The sequence below is a fragment of the Bacillus sp. FSL R5-0603 genome (genome assembly GCF_038050295.1).
In the GTDB taxonomy this organism is placed as follows: Bacteria; Bacillota; Bacilli; order Bacillales; family Bacillaceae; genus Bacillus; species Bacillus subtilis.
This window is the reverse complement of the sequence record NZ_JBBOYP010000001.1, coordinates 3,334,070-3,353,405: the sequence shown is the minus strand read 5'-3', so window position 1 is coordinate 3,353,405 and position 19,336 is coordinate 3,334,070. Positions and strand designations below refer to the sequence as shown.

At 45.5% G+C, this 19,336-nt stretch carries 19 protein-coding genes and 1 other annotated feature; of the genes, 16 read left to right on the top strand and 3 right to left on the bottom strand.

Annotated elements, in window-relative coordinates; genetic code table 11:
• The first annotated feature begins 4 nt into the window (after window positions 1-4).
• The 4 genes from ganP (at window position 5) to ganB (ending at window position 5,567) form a co-directional block, all read left to right on the top strand.
• A complete protein-coding gene (gene ganP, locus NYE56_RS17330) occupies window positions 5-1,261 on the top strand; it encodes an arabinogalactan oligomer ABC transporter permease GanP (RefSeq protein WP_015714738.1) in 1,257 nt (418 codons plus the stop codon).
• Window positions 1,262-1,264: 3 nt separating this feature from the next.
• Window positions 1,265-2,116: an arabinogalactan oligomer ABC transporter permease GanQ gene (gene ganQ / locus NYE56_RS17325; protein ID WP_015384685.1), complete on the top strand. Its 852-nt coding sequence runs from the start codon at window positions 1,265-1,267 to the stop codon at window positions 2,114-2,116.
• Window positions 2,117-2,134: 18 nt separating this feature from the next.
• A complete protein-coding gene (gene ganA, locus NYE56_RS17320; protein ID WP_268555003.1) occupies window positions 2,135-4,198 on the top strand; it encodes a beta-galactosidase GanA in 2,064 nt (687 codons plus the stop codon).
• Window positions 4,199-4,277: 79 nt separating this feature from the next.
• A complete protein-coding gene (ganB, locus tag NYE56_RS17315) occupies window positions 4,278-5,567 on the top strand; it encodes an arabinogalactan endo-beta-1,4-galactanase (RefSeq protein WP_341284168.1) in 1,290 nt (429 codons plus the stop codon).
• Between the two features lie 53 nt (window positions 5,568-5,620).
• On the opposite strand, the gene rsbP is transcribed toward ganB, so the two are convergent.
• Window positions 5,621-6,832, bottom strand: coding sequence for a phosphoserine phosphatase RsbP (gene rsbP, locus NYE56_RS17310; RefSeq protein WP_341284167.1), 1,212 nt, complete (start codon window positions 6,830-6,832; stop codon window positions 5,621-5,623).
• A gap of 35 nt (window positions 6,833-6,867) precedes the next feature.
• Window positions 6,868-7,677, bottom strand: coding sequence for a sigma factor SigB/phosphatase RsbP regulator RsbQ (rsbQ, locus tag NYE56_RS17305; protein WP_003228292.1), 810 nt, complete (start codon window positions 7,675-7,677; stop codon window positions 6,868-6,870).
• Between the two features lie 133 nt (window positions 7,678-7,810).
• On the opposite strand from rsbQ, the gene NYE56_RS17300 reads away from it, so the two are divergent.
• The 12 genes from NYE56_RS17300 to NYE56_RS17245 all read left to right on the top strand — a co-directional run bounded on the left by NYE56_RS17300 (window position 7,811) and on the right by NYE56_RS17245 (window position 18,376).
• The gene (locus NYE56_RS17300; protein ID WP_268555006.1) at window positions 7,811-7,942 is read left to right on the top strand and encodes a hypothetical protein; all 132 of its coding nucleotides are present in this window, start codon (window positions 7,811-7,813) and stop codon (window positions 7,940-7,942) included.
• 19 nt (window positions 7,943-7,961) lie between these two features.
• A complete protein-coding gene (locus tag NYE56_RS17295; protein WP_341284166.1) occupies window positions 7,962-8,867 on the top strand; it encodes an ABC transporter ATP-binding protein in 906 nt (301 codons plus the stop codon).
• Window positions 8,868-9,605, top strand: coding sequence for an ABC transporter permease (locus NYE56_RS17290; RefSeq protein WP_341284165.1), 738 nt, complete (start codon window positions 8,868-8,870; stop codon window positions 9,603-9,605).
• Window positions 9,606-9,608: 3 nt separating this feature from the next.
• The gene (gene yvfT, locus NYE56_RS17285) at window positions 9,609-10,724 is read left to right on the top strand and encodes a two-component system sensor histidine kinase YvfT (protein ID WP_341284164.1); all 1,116 of its coding nucleotides are present in this window, start codon (window positions 9,609-9,611) and stop codon (window positions 10,722-10,724) included.
• A gap of 16 nt (window positions 10,725-10,740) precedes the next feature.
• Window positions 10,741-11,343, top strand: coding sequence for a two-component system response regulator YvfU (gene yvfU / locus NYE56_RS17280; RefSeq protein WP_015251201.1), 603 nt, complete (start codon window positions 10,741-10,743; stop codon window positions 11,341-11,343).
• A gap of 122 nt (window positions 11,344-11,465) precedes the next feature.
• Window positions 11,466-11,795, top strand: coding sequence for a PadR family transcriptional regulator (locus NYE56_RS17275; RefSeq protein ID WP_041333190.1), 330 nt, complete (start codon window positions 11,466-11,468; stop codon window positions 11,793-11,795).
• Window positions 11,792-12,409, top strand: a complete 618-nt coding sequence (locus NYE56_RS17270; RefSeq protein ID WP_341284163.1) for a DUF2812 domain-containing protein — start codon at window positions 11,792-11,794, stop codon at window positions 12,407-12,409. The genes NYE56_RS17275 and NYE56_RS17270 overlap by 4 nt, the downstream gene beginning before the upstream one ends.
• Before the next feature lie 174 nt (window positions 12,410-12,583).
• The gene (gene lutA, locus NYE56_RS17265) at window positions 12,584-13,300 is read left to right on the top strand and encodes a lactate utilization iron-sulfur protein LutA (RefSeq protein ID WP_041338939.1); all 717 of its coding nucleotides are present in this window, start codon (window positions 12,584-12,586) and stop codon (window positions 13,298-13,300) included.
• A gap of 26 nt (window positions 13,301-13,326) precedes the next feature.
• Window positions 13,327-14,766: a lactate utilization iron-sulfur protein LutB gene (gene lutB / locus NYE56_RS17260; RefSeq protein ID WP_041850520.1), complete on the top strand. Its 1,440-nt coding sequence runs from the start codon at window positions 13,327-13,329 to the stop codon at window positions 14,764-14,766.
• Window positions 14,766-15,488, top strand: a complete 723-nt coding sequence (gene lutC / locus NYE56_RS17255) for a lactate utilization protein LutC (protein WP_129134068.1) — start codon at window positions 14,766-14,768, stop codon at window positions 15,486-15,488. Before lutB ends, lutC begins: the two co-directional genes overlap by 1 nt.
• 107 nt (window positions 15,489-15,595) lie before the next feature.
• Window positions 15,596-16,630 carry a glycoside hydrolase family 18 protein gene (locus tag NYE56_RS17250; RefSeq protein WP_335449602.1) on the top strand — a complete coding sequence of 345 codons (1,035 nt, stop codon included), beginning with the start codon at window positions 15,596-15,598 and terminating at the stop codon, window positions 16,628-16,630.
• Window positions 16,631-16,728: 98 nt separating this feature from the next.
• Window positions 16,729-16,964 (top strand) — a binding site (T-box leader).
• A gap of 68 nt (window positions 16,965-17,032) precedes the next feature.
• Entirely contained in the window at window positions 17,033-18,376 is a 1,344-nt protein-coding gene (locus tag NYE56_RS17245; RefSeq protein ID WP_003228313.1) for an amino acid permease, read from the top strand.
• A gap of 40 nt (window positions 18,377-18,416) precedes the next feature.
• Here the strand turns inward: NYE56_RS17245 and NYE56_RS17240 are convergent, their stop codons facing one another.
• Window positions 18,417-19,334 carry a DMT family transporter gene (locus NYE56_RS17240; RefSeq protein WP_029946021.1) on the bottom strand — a complete coding sequence of 306 codons (918 nt, stop codon included), beginning with the start codon at window positions 19,332-19,334 and terminating at the stop codon, window positions 18,417-18,419.
• Window positions 19,335-19,336 lie beyond the last annotated feature (2 nt).

Below are 19,336 nucleotides of genomic sequence, written 5' to 3'. Positions count from 1 at the left end.
AACGGTGCAGCATCGTCAAGTCGCTTTGTTGCTTTCTATCATTCCGGGACTCGGGCAATTTTATAACAAGCAATGGATAAAAGGTATTGTCTTTCTTTTCTTAGGCGCATCGTTTTTTGCGGTCTTTGGAGATCTGCTCAATATGGGGTTTTGGGGAATCTTTACACTGGGAACAGAAGTGCCGCGGGATAATTCCGTTTTTCTGCTGGCGGAAGGGATTATTGCTGTCATCGTGACCTGCTTTGGCCTTGCGGTGTATTATGTAAATCTTCGCGATGCGTTCCAAAGCGGAAAACAGCGTGATGAAAATAAGCCATTAAGTTCCTTAAAGGAACAATACCAGCATATCATTTCTGAGGGCTATCCTTATGTCGTCAGCGGCCCATCTTTGTTTATTTTAATTTTCGCCGTGATCTTTCCTATCTTATTCAGCTTTGCATTAGCGTTTACAAACTATGATTTGTATCATTCTCCTCCTGCAAAATTAATTGATTGGGTCGGTTTTCAAACGTTCGCAAATATTTTCACAGTTGATATTTGGAGGTCGACTTTTTTTGATGTACTGGCTTGGACGGTGGTTTGGACACTTGCTGCATCCACACTGCAAGTCAGCTTGGGAATTTTTCTCGCGATCATTGTTAACCAGAAAGACCTTCGGTTTAAACGTTTTTTCCGGACGATTCTGATTTTGCCATGGGCCGTTCCCGGTTTTGTGACGATTTTAATTTTTGCGGGACTGTTTAATGATAGCTTCGGTGCGATGAATCACGATATCTTGGCTTTCTTCGGGATAGATCCGCTTCCGTGGATGACAGATGCCAATTGGTCGAGGCTTGCGTTGATTCTTATGCAGGGCTGGCTTGGATTTCCGTACATCTTTCTCGTCTCAACAGGCGTATTGCAATCCATCCCGGACGATCTGTATGAAGCAGCTACGATTGATGGCGCTTCTGTCTTTTCAAAGCTGAGATACATCACTCTTCCGATGGTGTTCATTGCAATGGCTCCGATTATCATTACCCAGTTTACGTTTAATTTTAATAACTTTAATATTATCTATCTATTCAATGGCGGAGGTCCGGCTGTAACCGGATCAACAGCCGGCGGGACAGATATCCTCGTTTCATGGATTTATAAATTGACAATGCAGTCAAGCCAATATTCACTTGCTGCGGCTTTAACCATTTTATTATCTGTATTTGTTATCTCCATCGCATTGTGGCAATTCAGACAGACAAAGTCTTTTAAAGAGGGGGCATAAGGTATGCTGGCAGATATGAAAGTCAGAAAATATATCCGTCTCCTTTTCTCTTACTTGTTGTTAGCCTTTATGGCGGTCATCATTGTTTATCCTCTCCTTTGGACGGCAGGCGCAAGCTTTAACCCTGGCAACAGCTTAATCAGTACATCCATCATTCCGAAGCATCCAACATTCGACCATTACAAAGAATTATTTGCGGGCAAAGAAAGCCTTCAATATGTGCAGTGGTATCTCAACTCAATGAAGATCAGCCTGTTTACAATGGCAGGGTCTTTGCTCTGTGTGACGTTTACAGCCTATGCGTTTTCGCGCTTTCGCTTCAAAGGCAGGAAATACGCTTTAACGCTCTTTTTATTGCTGCAGATGATTCCCCAGTTTTCGGCTTTAATTGCCTTGTTTGTGCTGGCGCAAATCTTGGGAATGATCAATAGCCACTGGCTGCTAATCTTGCTTTATATCGGCGGCTTGATCCCGATGAATACGTATTTGATGAAAGGGTACATGGATTCCATTCCGATGGATTTAGACGAAAGCGCCAAGATTGACGGAGCCAGCAGCACCAGAATTTTCTTCCAGATCATTCTGCCATTATCAAAACCGATGGCGGCAGTCGTGGCCATGAACGGCTTTACCGGTCCGCTCGGAGATTTTGTGCTGTCCTCAACCATATTGAGAACGCCTGAATCATATACATTGCCCGTCGGTCTATTCAATTTAGTGAATGATGTCATGGGGGCCAGCTATACGACATTTGCGGCCGGAGCCCTGCTTATCAGCATACCGGTTGCCGTCATCTTTATCATGCTGCAAAAGAATTTTGTGTCCGGATTAACCGCAGGCGGAACGAAGGGCTAAGAGAACAAGGAGGAGAATGTGATGTCAAAGCTTGAAAAAACGCACGTAACAGAAGCGAAATTTATGCTCCATGGGGGTGACTACAACCCCGATCAGTGGCTGGATCGGCCCGATATTTTAGCTGACGATATCAAACTGATGAAGCTTTCTCATACGAATACGTTTTCTGTCGGCATTTTTGCATGGAGCGCACTTGAGCCGGAGGAGGGCGTATATCAATTTGAATGGCTGGATGATATTTTTGAGCGGATTCACAGTATAGGCGGCCGGGTCATATTAGCAACGCCGAGCGGAGCCCGTCCGGCCTGGCTGTCGCAAACCTATCCGGAAGTTTTGCGCGTCAATGCCTCCCGCGTCAAACAGCTGCACGGCGGAAGGCACAACCACTGCCTCACATCTAAAGTCTACCGAGAAAAGACACGGCACATCAACCGCTTATTAGCAGAACGATACGGACATCACCCGGCGCTGTTAATGTGGCACATTTCAAACGAATACGGGGGAGATTGCCACTGTGATTTATGCCAGCATGCTTTCCGGGAGTGGCTGAAATCGAAATATGACAACAGCCTCAAGACATTGAACCATGCGTGGTGGACCCCTTTTTGGAGCCATACGTTCAATGACTGGTCACAAATTGAAAGCCCTTCGCCGATCGGTGAAAATGGCTTGCATGGCCTGAATTTAGATTGGCGCCGGTTCGTCACCGATCAAACGATTTCGTTTTATAAAAATGAAATCATTCCGCTGAAAGAATTGACGCCTGATATCCCTATCACAACGAATTTTATGGCTGACACACCGGATTTGATCCCGTATCAGGGCCTCGACTACAGCAAATTTGCAAAGCATGTCGATGTCATCAGCTGGGACGCTTATCCTGTCTGGCACAATGACTGGGAAAGCACAGCTGATTTGGCGATGAAGGTCGGCTTTATCAATGATCTGTACCGAAGCTTGAAGCAGCAGCCTTTCTTATTAATGGAGTGTACGCCAAGCGCGGTCAATTGGCATAACGTCAACAAGGCAAAGCGCCCGGGCATGAATCTGCTGTCATCCATGCAAATGATTGCCCACGGCTCGGACAGCGTACTCTATTTCCAATACCGCAAATCACGCGGGTCATCAGAAAAATTACACGGAGCGGTTGTGGATCATGACAATAGCCCGAAGAACCGCGTCTTTCAAGAAGTGGCCAAGGTAGGCGAGACATTGGAACGGCTGTCCGAAGTTGTCGGAACGAAGAGGCCGGCTCAAACCGCGATTTTATATGACTGGGAAAATCATTGGGCGCTCGAGGATGCTCAGGGGTTTGCGAAGGCGACAAAACGTTATCCGCAAACGCTTCAGCAGCATTACCGCACATTCTGGGAACACGATATCCCTGTCGACGTCATCACGAAAGAACAAGACTTTTCACCATATAAACTGCTGATCGTCCCGATGCTGTATTTAATCAGCGAGGACACCATTTCCCGTTTAAAAGCGTTTACGGCTGACGGCGGCACCTTAGTCATGACGTATATCAGCGGGATTGTGAATGAGCATGACTTAACATACACAGGCGGATGGCATCCGGATCTTCAAGCTATATTTGGAGTTGAGCCTCTTGAAACGGACACCCTGTATCCGAAGGATCGAAACGCTGTCAGCTACCGCAGCCAAATATATGAAATGAAGGATTATGCAACCGTGATTGATGTAAAGACAGCTTCAGTGGAAGCGGTGTATCAAGAAGATTTTTATGCGCGCACGCCAGCGGTCACAAGCCATGAGTACCAGCAGGGCAAGGCGTATTTTATCGGCGCGCGTATGGAGGATCAATTTCAGCGCGATTTCTATGAGGGTCTGATCACAGACCTGACTCTTTCACCTGTTTTTCCGGTTCGGCACGGAAAAGGCGTCTCCGTACAAGCGAGGCAGGATCAGGACAATGATTATATTTTTGTGATGAACTTTACGGAAGAAAAACAACTGGTCACGTTTGATCAGAGTGTGAAGGACATAATGACAGGAGACATATTGTCAGGCGACCTGACGATGGAAAAGTATGAAGTGAGAATTGTCGTAAACACACATTAGGCTGATGCTCCGCTCGATATGGGCGGATTCTTTTTTCTATAGAATGAAAACGCTCACTAAGTCTTGGGGGGATGAAATCATGAAAAGCAAAGTGAAAATGTTCTTTGCGGCTGCCATCGTGTGGAGTGCATGTAGTTCAACAGGATATGCCGCTGCCATTGAGAAGGAGAAGCACGTGTCAGAGCTTCGGACAGAGGATCTTTTTGTTAAAAAAGTAGAGGGGATAAACAAGGACTTTATCAAAGGGGCAGATGTATCCAGCGTTATTGCTTTGGAAAACAGCGGTGTCACCTTTTACAATACAAGCGGAAAACGCCAGGATATCTTTACAACTTTAAAACAGGCTGGGGTCAACTATGTTCGCGTCCGCATCTGGAATCACCCGTATGATTCAAATGGCAACGGGTATGGCGGGGGAAACAATGATGTTCAAAAAGCCATCGAAATCGGAAAAAGAGCGACAGCGAACGGAATGAAGGTGCTGGCCGACTTTCACTACTCTGATTTCTGGGCCGATCCAGCGAAACAAAAGGTGCCCAAAGCCTGGGCGAATCTCAGCTTTGAAGCAAAAAAAGCAAAGCTCTATGAGTATACGAAACAAAGCCTGCAAAAGATGATCAAGGAAGGCGTTGACATCGGCATGGTTCAGGTCGGAAATGAAACAACAGGAGGATTTGCCGGTGAGACTGATTGGACGAAGATGTGCCAATTATTTAATGAAGGAAGCCGAGCGGTCAGGGAGACAAATTCAAATATTTTGGTCGCCCTGCATTTTACCAATCCTGAAATGGCTGGAAGGTATTCATTTATTGCGGAAACACTCAGCAAAAACAAAGTGGATTATGATGTGTTTGCGAGCTCCTATTATCCTTTCTGGCATGGCACATTACAAAATTTGACCTCCGTGCTGAAGGCTGTTGCCAATACGTACGGCAAAAAAGTCATGGTGGCGGAGACATCGTACACCTATACCGCTGAGGATGGCGATGGGCATGGAAATACAGCACCAAAAAGCGGGCAGACGCTGCCATATCCAATTTCTGTTCAAGGCCAGGCAACTGCAGTAAGAGATGTAATGGAGGCAGTGGCGAATACGGGCAAAGCAGGACTTGGTGTTTTCTACTGGGAGCCGGCGTGGATTCCAGTCGGGCCGAAGACACAGATAGAGAAAAACAAAGTGTTATGGGAAACATACGGGTCAGGGTGGGCGTCCAGCTATGCTGCTGAATACGACCCTGAAGACGCCGGGAAGTGGTATGGGGGAAGTGCTGTAGATAATCAAGCTTTATTTGATTTTAATGGACACCCGCTGCCTTCCTTGCAGGTGTTTCAATATGCGGAGTCAGGACATATTCCAAAGAAACGCTGAAACAAAAAAATCCATGAGATGTAACAAATCATTGTTATGTCTCATGGATCATTTTATTTTACATCAACTAATATAAAACATTCGTCATCACTCTTATGATGAGCTTCCTTTTGATGCTGCAGTGATGTAAGGATTTTCTCCTTCAGGTCAGCGATTGGCGAATCAGGATGATCCTTTAGTAAATCAAATAAATAACATGAAGCCGTAGGATCCATCACGCCATCCGTATACAGAAGCAATCTTCCATCCTCCGTGTATGAAAGGCTGCTTGACTGAAACTCTAAGTCTTCAAACATCCCGATCGGAGGTGAAGTCGCGTGAAGCAGATGTTGAGTTCCGCTATCGTCCTGCCAAAGTGCCGGCGGATGCCCTGCGTTGACATAATCAATTCTTTGCCGTGCTATATCAATCTCGAGATAAATAGCAGTGCAATAATGTCTTGCTTCCTCATCATTTTGAAACAAGCTGTGAAGGTGCCGGTCCAATTCCTTCATAACTTTAACGGGGCTGAGACCTTGCGTGATCTGGCGCTGGAACAAAGGATGAAGAGACATCGTAATCAATGCAGATGAAATTCCGTGCCCCATCACATCAAGGATAATAATGCCGTAACGGTGTTCATCGATTTGATAATATCCGTAAAGATCACCTGACAATTCACTCGATGCATTGTAATAAGAGTCAATCTGAACCTGATCGTTTACAATCGGTTCAGTCAACGAGTTTTTCTGGATCTTTCTGGCGAGTTCAAGCTCTCTTTTGGTGTTTAATTTAAATTGTTGATTTTGTTTGTTGATCTCAAGAAGTTCTTCTTGTTTTGCTTTCAGCGTTTCCAAGGCAATTTCTAACTCCGCATTGGCTTTCTGTTTGGCAAGCAAAGCTTCCTGAGCCTCATTTCTGGCTATCAGCAGCTCATTTTCATATTCATTTCGCTTTCGCATTGGAATCAGAACACAATCAAAGACAGAAGCCCCGCTACCGTGTCTCGCAATAGCATTGATAAGGACGGGAATTTCTTCTCCATCTCTTGCTTTCAGGGAAATGTATATTTCTTCGATGTGATGCTCCAATTTCAAAAGCGGAAAAAAATAAAGCTGGCAGAAAAGCTGTGCGGGAATGGTCAACATCATATTCATGTGCTGGCCGATAACCTGCTCCGGTCCATAATCCAGAATCTTGATAAGGGTACGGTTGGCAGCTATGATCGACCCCTCTTCTGACAAAGCGAGGAAACCGCATGGTGCATCATTCAATTGTTTGTCCATCTAAGAGGGTCACCTCTATCCCTTTCGTTCCTATATCACACGTGTGCTTTTAAATAATCGCCGATCAGCTGTATCGTCTCATCTGGATGGCTCATATGAGGGCAATGTCCGCGAGCCTCCATTTGTTTCAGACTGCTATAAGGCAGATGCTGATGCATATACTTACCTACTGTTGCAGGTGCGATGATATCATCTGCACATTGGAGAATAAGAGAGGGAACCGTTACCTTCGAAAGATCCTCTCGGTGATCAGAAAAAAACGCCGCTTTCGCGAATTGGCGGGCAATGACAGGATCAGTAGAACAAAAACGGCTTTCAAGCTCTTCCTTAATTTCAGGCCGATCTGGCTGATTCAGAACGGTTGCCGCAAATACAGTTGCCCAGCCGATATAATTTTTCTCCATCATCTCCAGCAAGCCAAGGAGCTGCTCCTCTTCAAATCCTCCGTAATACTCAGGCGGATCATTCAAATAGCAAGGAGAAGGCCCCACCATCACCAGATGGGAAAAAAGCTCCGGGCGGCGGATGGATGCAAGCATCCCAATCAAGGCCCCGACGGAGTGACCCACAAACACGGTTTCCTTCAGATCTAAAGCTTCACAAACATCAAGAACATCCTGGGCATAGCCGTCAAGTGTCTGGTAACGATTCAGGTCATATGCGCGCAAATCTGAATGTCCCGAACCGACGTAATCAAATAAAATCACCCGATGATCTTCTTCAAAGGCAGGTGCCACGGCATTCCACACGCTTTGATCGCATCCAAAACCAGGTGCGAACATGATAGATGCTTTGCCGCTGCCTTTCACCTTCACATGATTTCTAGACAAAATCGCTTCGTTCATGATTGGCTCCTTTCAGCCGGAAAGTAATATAAAGTTCAATATGTCTATCATAACACTCGGATGGTTTGAAGAGTGAATCTTTCTATGAATGTCACAGCAGTTTAAAAGAAAGAGGACCTGGGAGATAAAAAAGATGGGTGAATTGGAAGATGCAGGAGGAGGATTGCCTAGACACCGGGGTGAGAAAGAAAATGACATTTGTCACTTCATCATCATGACACCCCATACTAACATCGTCTTCTCCGTCATTTTACAATCAATGTAAACGATCAGGAGGTGCTCATGTGATGAAAGAAGTAGTAACAGTAAGCAACGTGACAAAACATTTCCATCGAAAAACCGCTGTAAACCACATCAGCTTCAGTATTGAAAAAGGAGAAATTGCAGCCATTCTCGGGCCAAATGGGGCAGGGAAGACGACCGTCATCTCTATGATATTAGGATTGCTGAAACCGAGTGAGGGAGAAATCAAACTATTTAACCGGGTTCCTGATGATCAACAGGTTCGTGAAAAAATAGGTGTAATGCTTCAGGAAGTAAGTGTCATGCCGGGCCTTAAGGTGGATGAAATCCTTGAACTCTTCCGGTGCTATTATCCGAATCCATTGTCCATAAAAGAACTCGTTTCGTTAACAGCACTCACCAAAGAAGATTTGAAAACAAGAGCAGAAAAATTATCCGGCGGACAAAAACGCCGTTTGAGCTTTGCTTTGGCTCTTGCCGGGAACCCGGAGCTGCTTATACTTGATGAACCGACAGTCGGCATGGATACTTCATCAAGACATCGATTCTGGCAGACCATTCACGGACTGTCGGACCAAGGAAAAACAATTATTTTTTCAACTCATTATTTACAGGAAGCAGACGATGCCGCACAGCGAATCCTATTTTTTACTGAAGGACAGCTTGTTGCAGACGACTCACCAATGCAAATCCGCTCAAGAATTCAAAAACAGTCTGTTTCCTTTACGCTTCATTCAAGTGAATCATTGGAAAGGCTGTCTAGTCATCCGGAAGTCGAGAGAGTGATCCATGAGCATGAGAGAACCATCATCCAGACATCAAATACAGATAAAGTGTTGGCGCTGATCTTTCAAGAAAACATCCCAGCACGAGATATTCGAATTGAGCAAGCGACGCTCGATGAGGCATTTCGCCAGCTGGCTGACGGCAACAGGGAGGCGATGTGAGTGAACATGCTGCAAAAGCAAAGCATCGCTGAAATGAAAAGGGTGCTTAGGAACAAGTACTTTGTGCTTTGGTCTCTGATCATGCCGATTGCCTTTTATTATTTCTTTACAAATGTAGTGAATACCAACGTCCCTGATCAACGTGCATGGGAAGCCCATTACCTGATGTCGATGACAGTCTTCAGCGTGATGGGTTCCTCTATCATGACGCTTGGCATCCGAATGGTACAAGAACGGTCACAAGGCTGGACCGCCTTTATCCGCCTTACGCCTCTTCCGGATCATATCTATTTATCAGCTCAGATGATCGGCCAAAGTGTCATTCACGTTTTATCGATTACCGTCATATTTCTGTTCGGCGCAATCATCAATGATATTGCCTTGTCACCGTTTGAATGGATGATGAGCGGACTGTGGATTTTGTTTGGCGCATTGCCTTTTTTAGCATTAGGCACACTAATCGGCCTCATGAGAAAAGTAGAAACAGCGGCCGGAATCAGTAATGTGCTTTATATGCTGCTGGCTTTAAGCGGAGGGATGTGGATGCCGATTGAGGTCATGCCTGACATGATGCAGAGCATTGGCCAGTGGCTTCCGTCTTATCATTTCGGGAGCGGAGCGTGGGAACTTGTCCGGGATGGGAGTCCGACTTGGAAAAATATTCTGATATTAATCGCTTATATGATGCTCTTCATGCTACTATCTAAATATATAAGAAGAAAACAAGAAGCGGTGTAATACATGAAAAAGGCAATATCTATTTTCCCGAAGGAATTCGGGTTTTTCCCTTATATCTTTCTGATGTATACGATTATGCCGTTCCTATCTTTATTAAAAGAATCAGGTGTCAAACAGGGGATCGGATATGGCATGCTGCTCCTTTTTGTAGCGGCATATCGCCAGTTATTCTGCAGCGTGGGCAAAGCTTCGTTTACATATTGGCTTATCGTGCAAATGGCGGTTATTTTGATATATAGTGTGTTTTACAATATCACCTATATATACTTAGGTTTTTTCCCGGCAAACTTTGTTGGTTATTACAAAGAGAAAACGAATTTTAACCGTGCGTTCTGCGCTTTAATCTTTATACTGCTTTTTCCATGCCTATACCAATTTAGCGCGAATTCGGTCTCGCTTCGGGAGCTTTTTTCTGTTCTCCCGTTTCTCGTCATTATGCTCATTTCTCCATTCGGCATTCGTTCTATGTTTCGGAGGATTGAGCTTGAAAATAAGCTTGCACAAGCCAACGAACAGATAAAAGAACTCTCTAAAAGAGAGGAGCGTGTTCGAATCGCCCGTGATCTTCACGATACCCTTGGCCACACCCTGTCGCTGCTTACATTAAAAAGCCAGCTCATTCAGCGGCTGGCTGCATCTGATATAGAACGGACCAAGCTTGAGGCAAAAGAAATGGAAACCAGTTCACGCTCCGCACTCAAGCAAGTTCGAGAGCTGGTTTCTGATATGAGAACGGTCACGATAACAGAGGAGCTCGTAAACATTCAGCACATATTAAGAGCGGGGAACATTACCTTTCAATACGAAGGAGCCGACGACTTTTCAGCGATATCTCCCGTCACTCAAAATATTATCAGTATGTGTATGCGGGAAGCCGTGACTAACATTATCAAGCACAGCAAAGCAACCCACTGTGCCATCACCATTTCTCAGTTTGCTGACAAAATGAGGATCGTGATACGGGATGACGGAAAGGGAGCGCCGAAGGAGAAAATGTTTGGGAATGGCCTGCGGGGAATGGAGGAACGGCTCATGCTCATTGAAGGGGGATTAACGGTTTCAGATCAAAACGGAACGGTTGTGGCACTGACGATTCCGCTTATTAAAAAAGCAGAATGATTGGAGGACGAAAAGAATGATTCGTCTGTTTATTGCTGAGGACCAGCGAATGCTTTTAGGCGCTTTGGGATCTTTGCTTGATTTAGAAGAGGATATGACAGTCATCGGACAAGCATTAAACGGGGAAGAGGCGCTACATGCTATTTTGAAGCTGGAGCCGGATGTATGCATTATGGACATTGAAATGCCGGTTCGAAGCGGGCTGGATGTGGCAGAGGAATTAATGAAAAAAGGCTGCGTCAGCAAGGTCATTATTTTAACCACCTTTGCCCGCCCCGGATATTTTGAACGCGCCGTAAAGGCCGGTGCACATGGCTATCTGCTGAAAGACGGCGAAATTGACGATCTGGCCGATGCCATTCGAAAATGTGTAAAGGGAAAACGTGTCTTCAGCCCCGAGCTGACGTTTAATATGATGCGAGACGAAAATCCGCTAACCGTTAGAGAGCAAGAAATTCTGAGGCTTGCGGCTTTAGGCAAGACAACAAAAGACATTACGCTTGAGCTCTATTTATCTCAAGGCACAGTTCGAAACTATATCTCAGAAATCATCCAAAAGCTTAATGCGAAAAATCGGACAGAAGCCGCCAGCATCGCTGAGGAAAAGGGCTGGATTTAATGGAAACCTGGTTATTTATAGCCGGGTTTTTTTGTGTTTAGCTGGTCATTTATGGTTGTAATATTCAGTATAACTGTATATGATGGGATTATACAGTTATACTGAATATTGGAGGCTGTTATATGAATGAAAATAAGCATTTGCCGCTGACTGAGACTGTTTACTATGTTCTTTTATCTTTGTTACATCCTGCTCACGGCTACATCATTATGAAAAATATTGAAGATCTTAGCGGCGGAAGAGTTAAAATGGCGCCTGGAACTCTTTATGGCGCAATTGAAAACTTATTGAAGCATCAATTGATAGAGCCTTATCCAAGTGAAGATCGCCGCAGAAAAACATATATCATCACTGAACTCGGAAGAAATGTGTTGTGGAAGGATATGGAGAGAATGGAGCGGCTGGTTGACATAACGAGGCAGGAAGTAAATAAAAAGGGGGAGACCATATGAAGAAATACAGATATTTTATGGACATAGACAGTGAGGAACAATGGCTGAATAAGATGGCAGATAAGGGGTGCGAATTAAAAGGGAAAGTTTTTTTATCCTATTGTTTTTCAGATGAAACATCGTCTGACAATTCTACCGTCAAAATAGACTATCGCACCTTTAAACATCCGGGAGATTTTACTGATTATCGAACTCTCTTTGAAGACAGCGGATGGAAGCATCTTTTCAGTTCACAAGGCCTGCATTATTTTAGAAAAGAGAAAGCCAGTGCATCAGACGATATTTTTTCGGATACAGAATCCAGAGCCGGAAGATATAAACGTCTATTGCAATCGTACTTTGCACTTTCTTTTATATTCTTATCCTTCATCATGATCCTCTTTACTACCAATGGTTTGACTGCTGATTTATTTATCCGTCCCCAGAGTTTGTATTATACGCCGGGCCTGTGGGATAAGACGGGAGCAGCTTTTATCAGAGCCTTTTTGTTTGAAACACCTTTTGCACTGATGAGAGGGGGAGCGGGCTGGATTGTTCTCCTTAGTGCTCTTAGCTTCTTTTATTCATTTGTAAAGACATTTAAAAAATACAGAAAGTGCCTGTATGGCCATTAAAAAGTGTGTAGTGCTATGAACGTCTGTCCAGTGGAACAGGCGTTTTTTATTGCCGAGATGTTTAGAAAACCCTTCCCTTCCATTGTCAGAATAGTGTACGATATTTATATAGTTATTTTAACTCAGGTCATCAGATGACCTGATCATATATTGGGGATGAGAGAGGGGTTCATCATGAAAGTCTCACTTTTTGTCACTTGTCTTGTTGATATGTTTCAAACAAATGTCGGAAAAGCAACGGTTGAGCTGCTGGAGCGGCTTGGGTGCGAGGTTGATTTTCCGGAAGGGCAGATTTGCTGCGGGCAGCCGGCTTACAACAGCGGCTATGTACATGACGCCAAAAAAGCAATGAAACGGATGATCGAAACGTTTCAGGATTCCGAATATGTTGTCAGTCCTTCCGGTTCCTGCACAACGATGTTCCGGGAATACCCGCACTTGTTTGCGGATGACCCGAAATGGGCCGATAAAGCGCAAAAGCTGGCGGATAAAACGTATGAACTGACAGATTTTATTGTGAACATCCTTGGGATAGAGGATGTCGGCGCGACCCTTCATACAAAAGCGACCTTACATACGTCGTGCCATATGACTAGGCTGCTGGGTGTTCGGGAGGAGCCAATGAAGCTGTTGAGCCATGTGAAGGGCCTGCAGTTTACAGAGCTTCCGGGCAAACATAACTGCTGCGGATTCGGAGGAACGTTCTCAGTCAAAATGGCGCAGATTTCTGAGCAGATGGTCGATGAAAAAGTCGAATGTGTGGAGGAAACGGGAGCGGAGGTGCTGATCGGTGCTGACTGCGGCTGTTTGATGAATATCGGGGGACGGCTTGGCCGAAAAGATAAGAATGTCAAAGTGATGCACATCGCCGAAGTGCTCAACAGCAGATAAAACTGGATACAGAGGGGGAAAGGATCATGGCGATGAAAATCGGTACTGACGCTTTTAAAGAGCGGGTATCACAGGGGATTGATAATGAATTTATGAGAGGCGCTGTTTCGGGTGCACAGGAGCGTCTGCGGACGCGGCGCCTAGAGGCAGCAGAAGAACTGGGAAACTGGGAGGAGTGGCGCTCATTATCAGAGGAAATCAGGCAGCATGTCCTTGAAAACCTTGATTTCTATCTTGGACAGCTTGCCGAAAATGTGGCGAAAAGAGGCGGACATGTCTATTTCGCGGAAACAGCGGATGAGGCGTCTTCTTATATTCGCGATGTCATTCAAAAGAAGAACGGGAAGAAAATTGTGAAATCTAAATCAATGGTCACAGAGGAAATCAATCTGAATGAGGTGCTGGAGAAGGAAGGCTGTGAAGTCGTCGAAACCGATCTCGGGGAGTATATTTTGCAGATTGATGATCACGATCCGCCGTCACATATCGTAGCGCCCGCCCTTCATAAAAATAAAGAGCAGATACGCGATGTGTTTAAAGAAAGACTGGACTATCAACATACAGAAAAACCGGAAGAGCTGGTGATGCATGCGCGCGCCATTCTCCGGAAAAAGTTTCTGGAAGCGGATATCGGCATTACCGGCTGTAACTTCGCCATCGCTGACACGGGTTCCGTCAGCCTTGTGACCAATGAAGGAAATGGACGGCTTGTGAGCACCTTGCCGAAAACACAAATTACCGTCATGGGAATGGAGCGGATTGTCCCGTCATTTTCTGAATTTGAAGTGCTAGTCAGCATGCTGACAAGAAGTGCTGTCGGACAGCGGCTGACAAGCTATATTACAGCTTTGACGGGTCCGAAGCTGGAAGGTGAAGTGGACGGTCCGGAAGAATTCCATCTTGTCATCGTTGACAATGGACGATCCAATATCCTTGGAACGGAATTCCAGTCTGTGCTGCAATGTATCCGCTGTGCCGCCTGTATCAATGTCTGTCCTGTGTACCGCCATGTCGGCGGACATTCATACGGCTCAATATACTCGGGGCCGATCGGAGCGGTTTTATCGCCGTTGCTCGGCGGTTATGACGATTATAAGGAGCTGCCGTACGCATCTTCACTGTGCGCTGCTTGTTCAGAAGCCTGCCCGGTCAAAATCCCGCTTCATGAGCTGCTACTCAAGCATCGTCAGAATATCGTCGAAAAAGAAGGAAGAGCGCCGATCAGTGAAAAGCTTGCAATGAAAGCATTCGGACTTGGCGCATCCTCTTTATCGCTTTACAAAATGGGCTCAAAATGGGCGCCGGCCGCCATGACGCCTTTTACAGAGGACGAAAAAATTTCGAAAGGGCCCGGCCCGCTTAAAAACTGGACACAGATCCGCGACTTCCCGGCACCGCATAAATCGAGATTCAGAGACTGGTTTGCGGACAGAGAAACAAGTGAACGCACGAAGGAGGAGCAGTGATGACGAAGGGAACCATTCAGAATCAAGAGAGCTTTTTAAACCGAATCGCATCCAGCCTGGGCCGTGAAAGAAGAACAGGAGGCGTGGCAGTCCCTGAATGGGCGCATCAGCCGCAATATAAAACACTTGAAGGTTATTCAGCGGATGACTTAGTCACAGTGCTCAAAAACCATTGTGTCAAAATCCATACAGAGCTGATTGAAACGGATTCAACCGGCCTTTACGATGCCCTGCGCGAGCAAGTCAGCCGCTTTTCCGGAGGCCCTGTCATCATTCCGAAGGACCCCCGCTTTGAAGAATACGGACTGAAAAGCCTGCTCACCAAGGACTGGCCGAGTGAAGGAACGCCGGTCTGGGAGTGGGATGCTGACAAAGGCGAGGAAAATATCAAAAAAGCGGAGCAAGCCAATGTAGGGATTACATTCAGCGAAATGACATTGGCTGAGTCGGGGACGGTTGTCCTCTTCTCCTCAAAAGACATCGGCCGATCTGTCAGCCTTCTGCCGACGACTTATATTGCGATCGTGCCGAAATCAAGCATTGTACCGAGAATGACACAAGCCAGTGATATCATCCGCCAAAACATTGCGGACGGTGTCACTGTTCCTTCATGTATCAACTACATTACCGGACCGAGCAACTCAGCAGACATTGAAATGGATTTAGTTGTGGGAGTGCACGGACCTGTAAAGGCAGCATATATTCTCGTCTCTGACCGCTGAACTCAGGAAGCCCGGCAGGCATATGCCGGGCTTTTTGCTTGAAAAAACTTCAACTTCCAATTTTTTGGCCGATGAGAAGAGTATGACTTGAAATAGGAGGAAATGCGATGAAAAAGTGGCTGATCATAGCGGTTTCACTGGCGATTGCGATTGTTCTGTTTATGTATACAAAAACAGAAGCGAAGGCAGCCGGAATGACACTAGGCTACACGACTGGGGATACGGCTTCATACAATTCTCTTACGAAATATCATACATACATGAATGCCATCGCAACCGATACATTTGCGTTTGAAAAAAACGGACGAATCATTGGCGATGCCCCAAGCAAGCAGCTGACATATGCGAAAAAGAAAAAAATCAAGACATGGGCTGTCATTTCAAACTATAATGATGCCATTTATGATTTTGACGGAGATTTAGCGAGTCGAGTCATGAGCAATAAAACAGCGAAAAAACGATTCACAGATCAGTTAATTACACTGGCCAAAAAGCACTCATATTACGGAATCAATATCGATTTTGAAGCAGTAAATCCAGAAGACCGCGCTGAGTACTCGAACTTCATTCAATATGTCTCACAGGCTTTGAATAAGAAACATATTAAAACAATGGTATCCGTTCCGGCCAAAAGCGCCGATGATAAAAATGATGACTGGAGCTGGCCGTATGATTATGCGAAAATCGGCAAATATGCCGACTTCGTACAAGTCATGACCTACGATGAACACGGCATTTGGGGTGAGCCGGGGTCAGTGGCAAGCACAAACTGGATCAAAAGCTCTCTGCAGTTTTCAGTCAAAAAGATCAAAGCCAATAAAGTCATCATGGGAATCCCTGCGTACGGCTATGACTGGGATGTAAAAGACGGAAGTACCAGCACAATAAGGGAATGGAATGAGCTCAAATCCCTCATCAAAAAACAAAAAGCAAAGCCGGCATTCAACAAAAAATCAGGCTCGATGACGTTTTCTTATGTTGACAAAAAGAAGCATAAACATGTCGTGTGGTATGAAAACGAAAAAACCGTTCAAACGAAAAGCCATCTGGCAAAGCAATATAAAATAGCAGGTGTTTCAGTTTACGCATTAGGAAACGAGTCAGAATCCTTTTGGAAAGCCATTCGAAAAGGGACAAAATAACAGTTTCTTTTTTCTCTGAAGTTATTGACAGTTAAAAGAGAAGCACGTATATTATGTTAATATATTCAGATCATAAAATTTGAGTTTTTTCAGAAAACTAAAACACATAGATTGGGAGCAGTAAAAGAAAGTGATCAGAACAGAGAGCTGCGGGGTGGTGCGACGCAGCCTGATTCTTCTTTGAACTCGCCCGGGAGTGGTAAGACGGAACGGAATAGATTGAATATTCCCTATGTTTTAACGGCTAACCTTCGTTACAGGTCAAAAGCAGGATTCTTCATGAAGAATCAACAAGAGTGGTACCGCGGTCAGCCGAAGGCTCGTCGTCTCTTTATCTATTAGATTAGGTAGGAGACGGCGGGCTTTTTTGTTTTTGAAAACAAGAAGGAGAGGTAGAAGAGGATGAAAAACGACAATCAAACGTTAAAACGCACGATGACGTCCCGCCATATTATGATGATGGCGCTGGGCGGAGCAATCGGCGCAGGTTTATTTAAGGGGAGCAGCTCAGCGATCGATGTGGCAGGGCCATCTGTCATTATCGCATACCTGCTCGGCGGGATTATTTTGCTGTTTATTATGCAGGGGCTGGCGGAAATGGCTGTTCGAAACCGTAACGCCAGAACCTTCCGTGATCTTGTCCAGCAGGTATTGGGAAATTACGCTGCTTACTTTTTGGACTGGATCTACTGGAAAATGTGGGTGCTTAACATTGCGGCTGAAGCTGTTGTAGCTGCGATTTTCATTCAATATTGGCTGCCGGGCTGCCCGATCTGGGTGTTGGCATTAGGAATTTCTCTTATCGTCACGATTGTAAACTTGCTTTCTGTTAAAATCTTCGCCGAAACTGAATATTGGCTGGCAATGATCAAAATTACCGTTATTATTATCTTTATTATTCTGGGATTGCTGCTCTTATTTGTATCATTCGGTGATCATACAGCATCCGGATTTTCCAACCTGACAGACCACGGCGGATTTTTCCCGCACGGCGGCACAGGGCTGATCACGGCGATGCTTGTCGTCATCTACTCTTACGGCGGTACAGAAATTATCGGTGTAACGCTTGCAGAGACAAAAAATCCGGAAAAGGTTGTCCCGAAAGCTGTCCGCAGCACACTGACACGGATTGTCGCGTTTTACCTGCTGCCGTTTTTCATCATCGTCAGCCTGATTCCATGGAACCAAGTCAATTCCGTTCCGGAAAGTCCTTTCGTGATGGTCTTTAAAATGGTAGGCATTCCGGGCGCGGATCATATCATGAATGCAGTCATCCTGCTGGCGATCATTTCTTCTATGAATTCAGGTTTATACGGATCATCACGCATTTTGTATACACAGGCAAGTGACGGAAGGCTTCCAAAGGTCTTCTCTAAGCTTTCATCGAAAAACGTACCGATGTTTGCGATTCTGATGTGCACTTCTTCTCTCTATATTGGCGTATTGATTTCTCTGTTCGCAGGAAGCCAAACATTTAATTATTTAATGGGATCATTGGGATATACCGTTTTATTCATTTGGCTGATCATCGGATTCGCTCATTTAAAATCGAGAAAACAGCAAACGGAAACACCGGCCTATTATGTAAAATGGTTCCCGTACACGACATGGTTTGCGATTGTGGCATTACTCGCCATTCTGATCGGGGTCATCATGACAACATCAATTGTCATTACCGGCATTACTGCGGCGATCTACCTTTTGATTACAGTTGCATATTTGGTCAAAGGACGCAAGCATCAGTAAATAAGAAACCCTCTTGCCGCATCCGGCAAGAGGGTTTTTATTATTGTGCAGCTTTCTCGTTTATACCAATCGCCGCAGCTTTCTGCGCTTTTGATTTTGTATTCACGAGACAGATGCTCGTGACAATCAGCAGCAGCCCTGCCAAGAGGCTAAGGGTGAGCGGTTCATGCAGGAAAATGGAGCTGGCCACGATTGATATGAGCGGAATCAAAAAAGTATAAGATGCGACCTTGCTTGCTTCTCCTGAACCGACAAGCGTAAAAAAGACAAGCCAGCCGAGCGCGATAACGAATACGGAGATGAACAGCAGGCTTGTAATAAACGGAGCTGTCCATTGGATCGCCGAAAAGCTTTCTGTCCAAAAGCCGGATATTAGCAGAAACACGCTTCCGATCGTCAGCTGCAGAGCGACCATCCAGATGGAATCGACGCGGCTGCCTGTTTTTTTCATATATACCGTTCCGAGCGCCCAGCTGATTGCGGAGCCGAGAGCCAGCAGAACCCCAATGACAGAAATATGCCCGCCAAAGCCCGCAGCACTAATGACGGCTACTCCCGCAAAACCGAGGATGAGTCCGATCACTTTCATTACAAACATGGATTCGCCGAGCCACAGCCAAGAAAATACACCCATCAGAACAGGCTGGAAGAAGACGATTGCAGAAAACAGGCCGGCCGGAAGATAATTCAGCCCGATCGTTTGCAGGCCGTAGAATAACGTAATATTTAAAAGAGCAGAAACAAGATAAATCGGCCACGTTTCTTTTAAGCGTAATTTATGAATACGCGGCAGTGCGACAATGACTAATAAAAGCCCGCCGATCAGCGTTCGGATGCCCGCGAACAATAATGGCGGAGAATAGGCGAGCGCGGCTTTGGACAGCGGCCAATTGACGCCCCACATGATGACGAGAAATGCGAGCAGGAGAGCTGTCCGCGTTTTTGAGAGCTGCTTCATTG

Coding starts and splice junctions, on each gene's coding strand:
- NYE56_RS17300 (WP_268555006.1), top strand. CDS start 7,811: ATGGGTGAATTGGAAGATGCAGGAGGAGGATTGCCTAGACACCGGGGT.
- lutA (WP_041338939.1), top strand. CDS start 12,584: ATGAAAGTCTCACTTTTTGTCACTTGTCTTGTTGATATGTTTCAAACA.
- NYE56_RS17245 (WP_003228313.1), top strand. CDS start 17,033: ATGAAAAACGACAATCAAACGTTAAAACGCACGATGACGTCCCGCCAT.
- lutC (WP_129134068.1), top strand. CDS start 14,766: ATGACGAAGGGAACCATTCAGAATCAAGAGAGCTTTTTAAACCGAATC.
- yvfT (WP_341284164.1), top strand. CDS start 9,609: ATGAAAAAGGCAATATCTATTTTCCCGAAGGAATTCGGGTTTTTCCCT.
- rsbQ (WP_003228292.1), bottom strand. CDS start 7,677: ATGAACGAAGCGATTTTGTCTAGAAATCATGTGAAGGTGAAAGGCAGC.
- NYE56_RS17240 (WP_029946021.1), bottom strand. CDS start 19,334: ATGAAGCAGCTCTCAAAAACGCGGACAGCTCTCCTGCTCGCATTTCTC.
- NYE56_RS17250 (WP_335449602.1), top strand. CDS start 15,596: ATGAAAAAGTGGCTGATCATAGCGGTTTCACTGGCGATTGCGATTGTT.
- ganB (WP_341284168.1), top strand. CDS start 4,278: ATGAAAAGCAAAGTGAAAATGTTCTTTGCGGCTGCCATCGTGTGGAGT.
- NYE56_RS17275 (WP_041333190.1), top strand. CDS start 11,466: ATGAATGAAAATAAGCATTTGCCGCTGACTGAGACTGTTTACTATGTT.
- yvfU (WP_015251201.1), top strand. CDS start 10,741: ATGATTCGTCTGTTTATTGCTGAGGACCAGCGAATGCTTTTAGGCGCT.
- rsbP (WP_341284167.1), bottom strand. CDS start 6,832: ATGGACAAACAATTGAATGATGCACCATGCGGTTTCCTCGCTTTGTCA.
- ganQ (WP_015384685.1), top strand. CDS start 1,265: ATGCTGGCAGATATGAAAGTCAGAAAATATATCCGTCTCCTTTTCTCT.
- NYE56_RS17270 (WP_341284163.1), top strand. CDS start 11,792: ATGAAGAAATACAGATATTTTATGGACATAGACAGTGAGGAACAATGG.
- lutB (WP_041850520.1), top strand. CDS start 13,327: ATGGCGATGAAAATCGGTACTGACGCTTTTAAAGAGCGGGTATCACAG.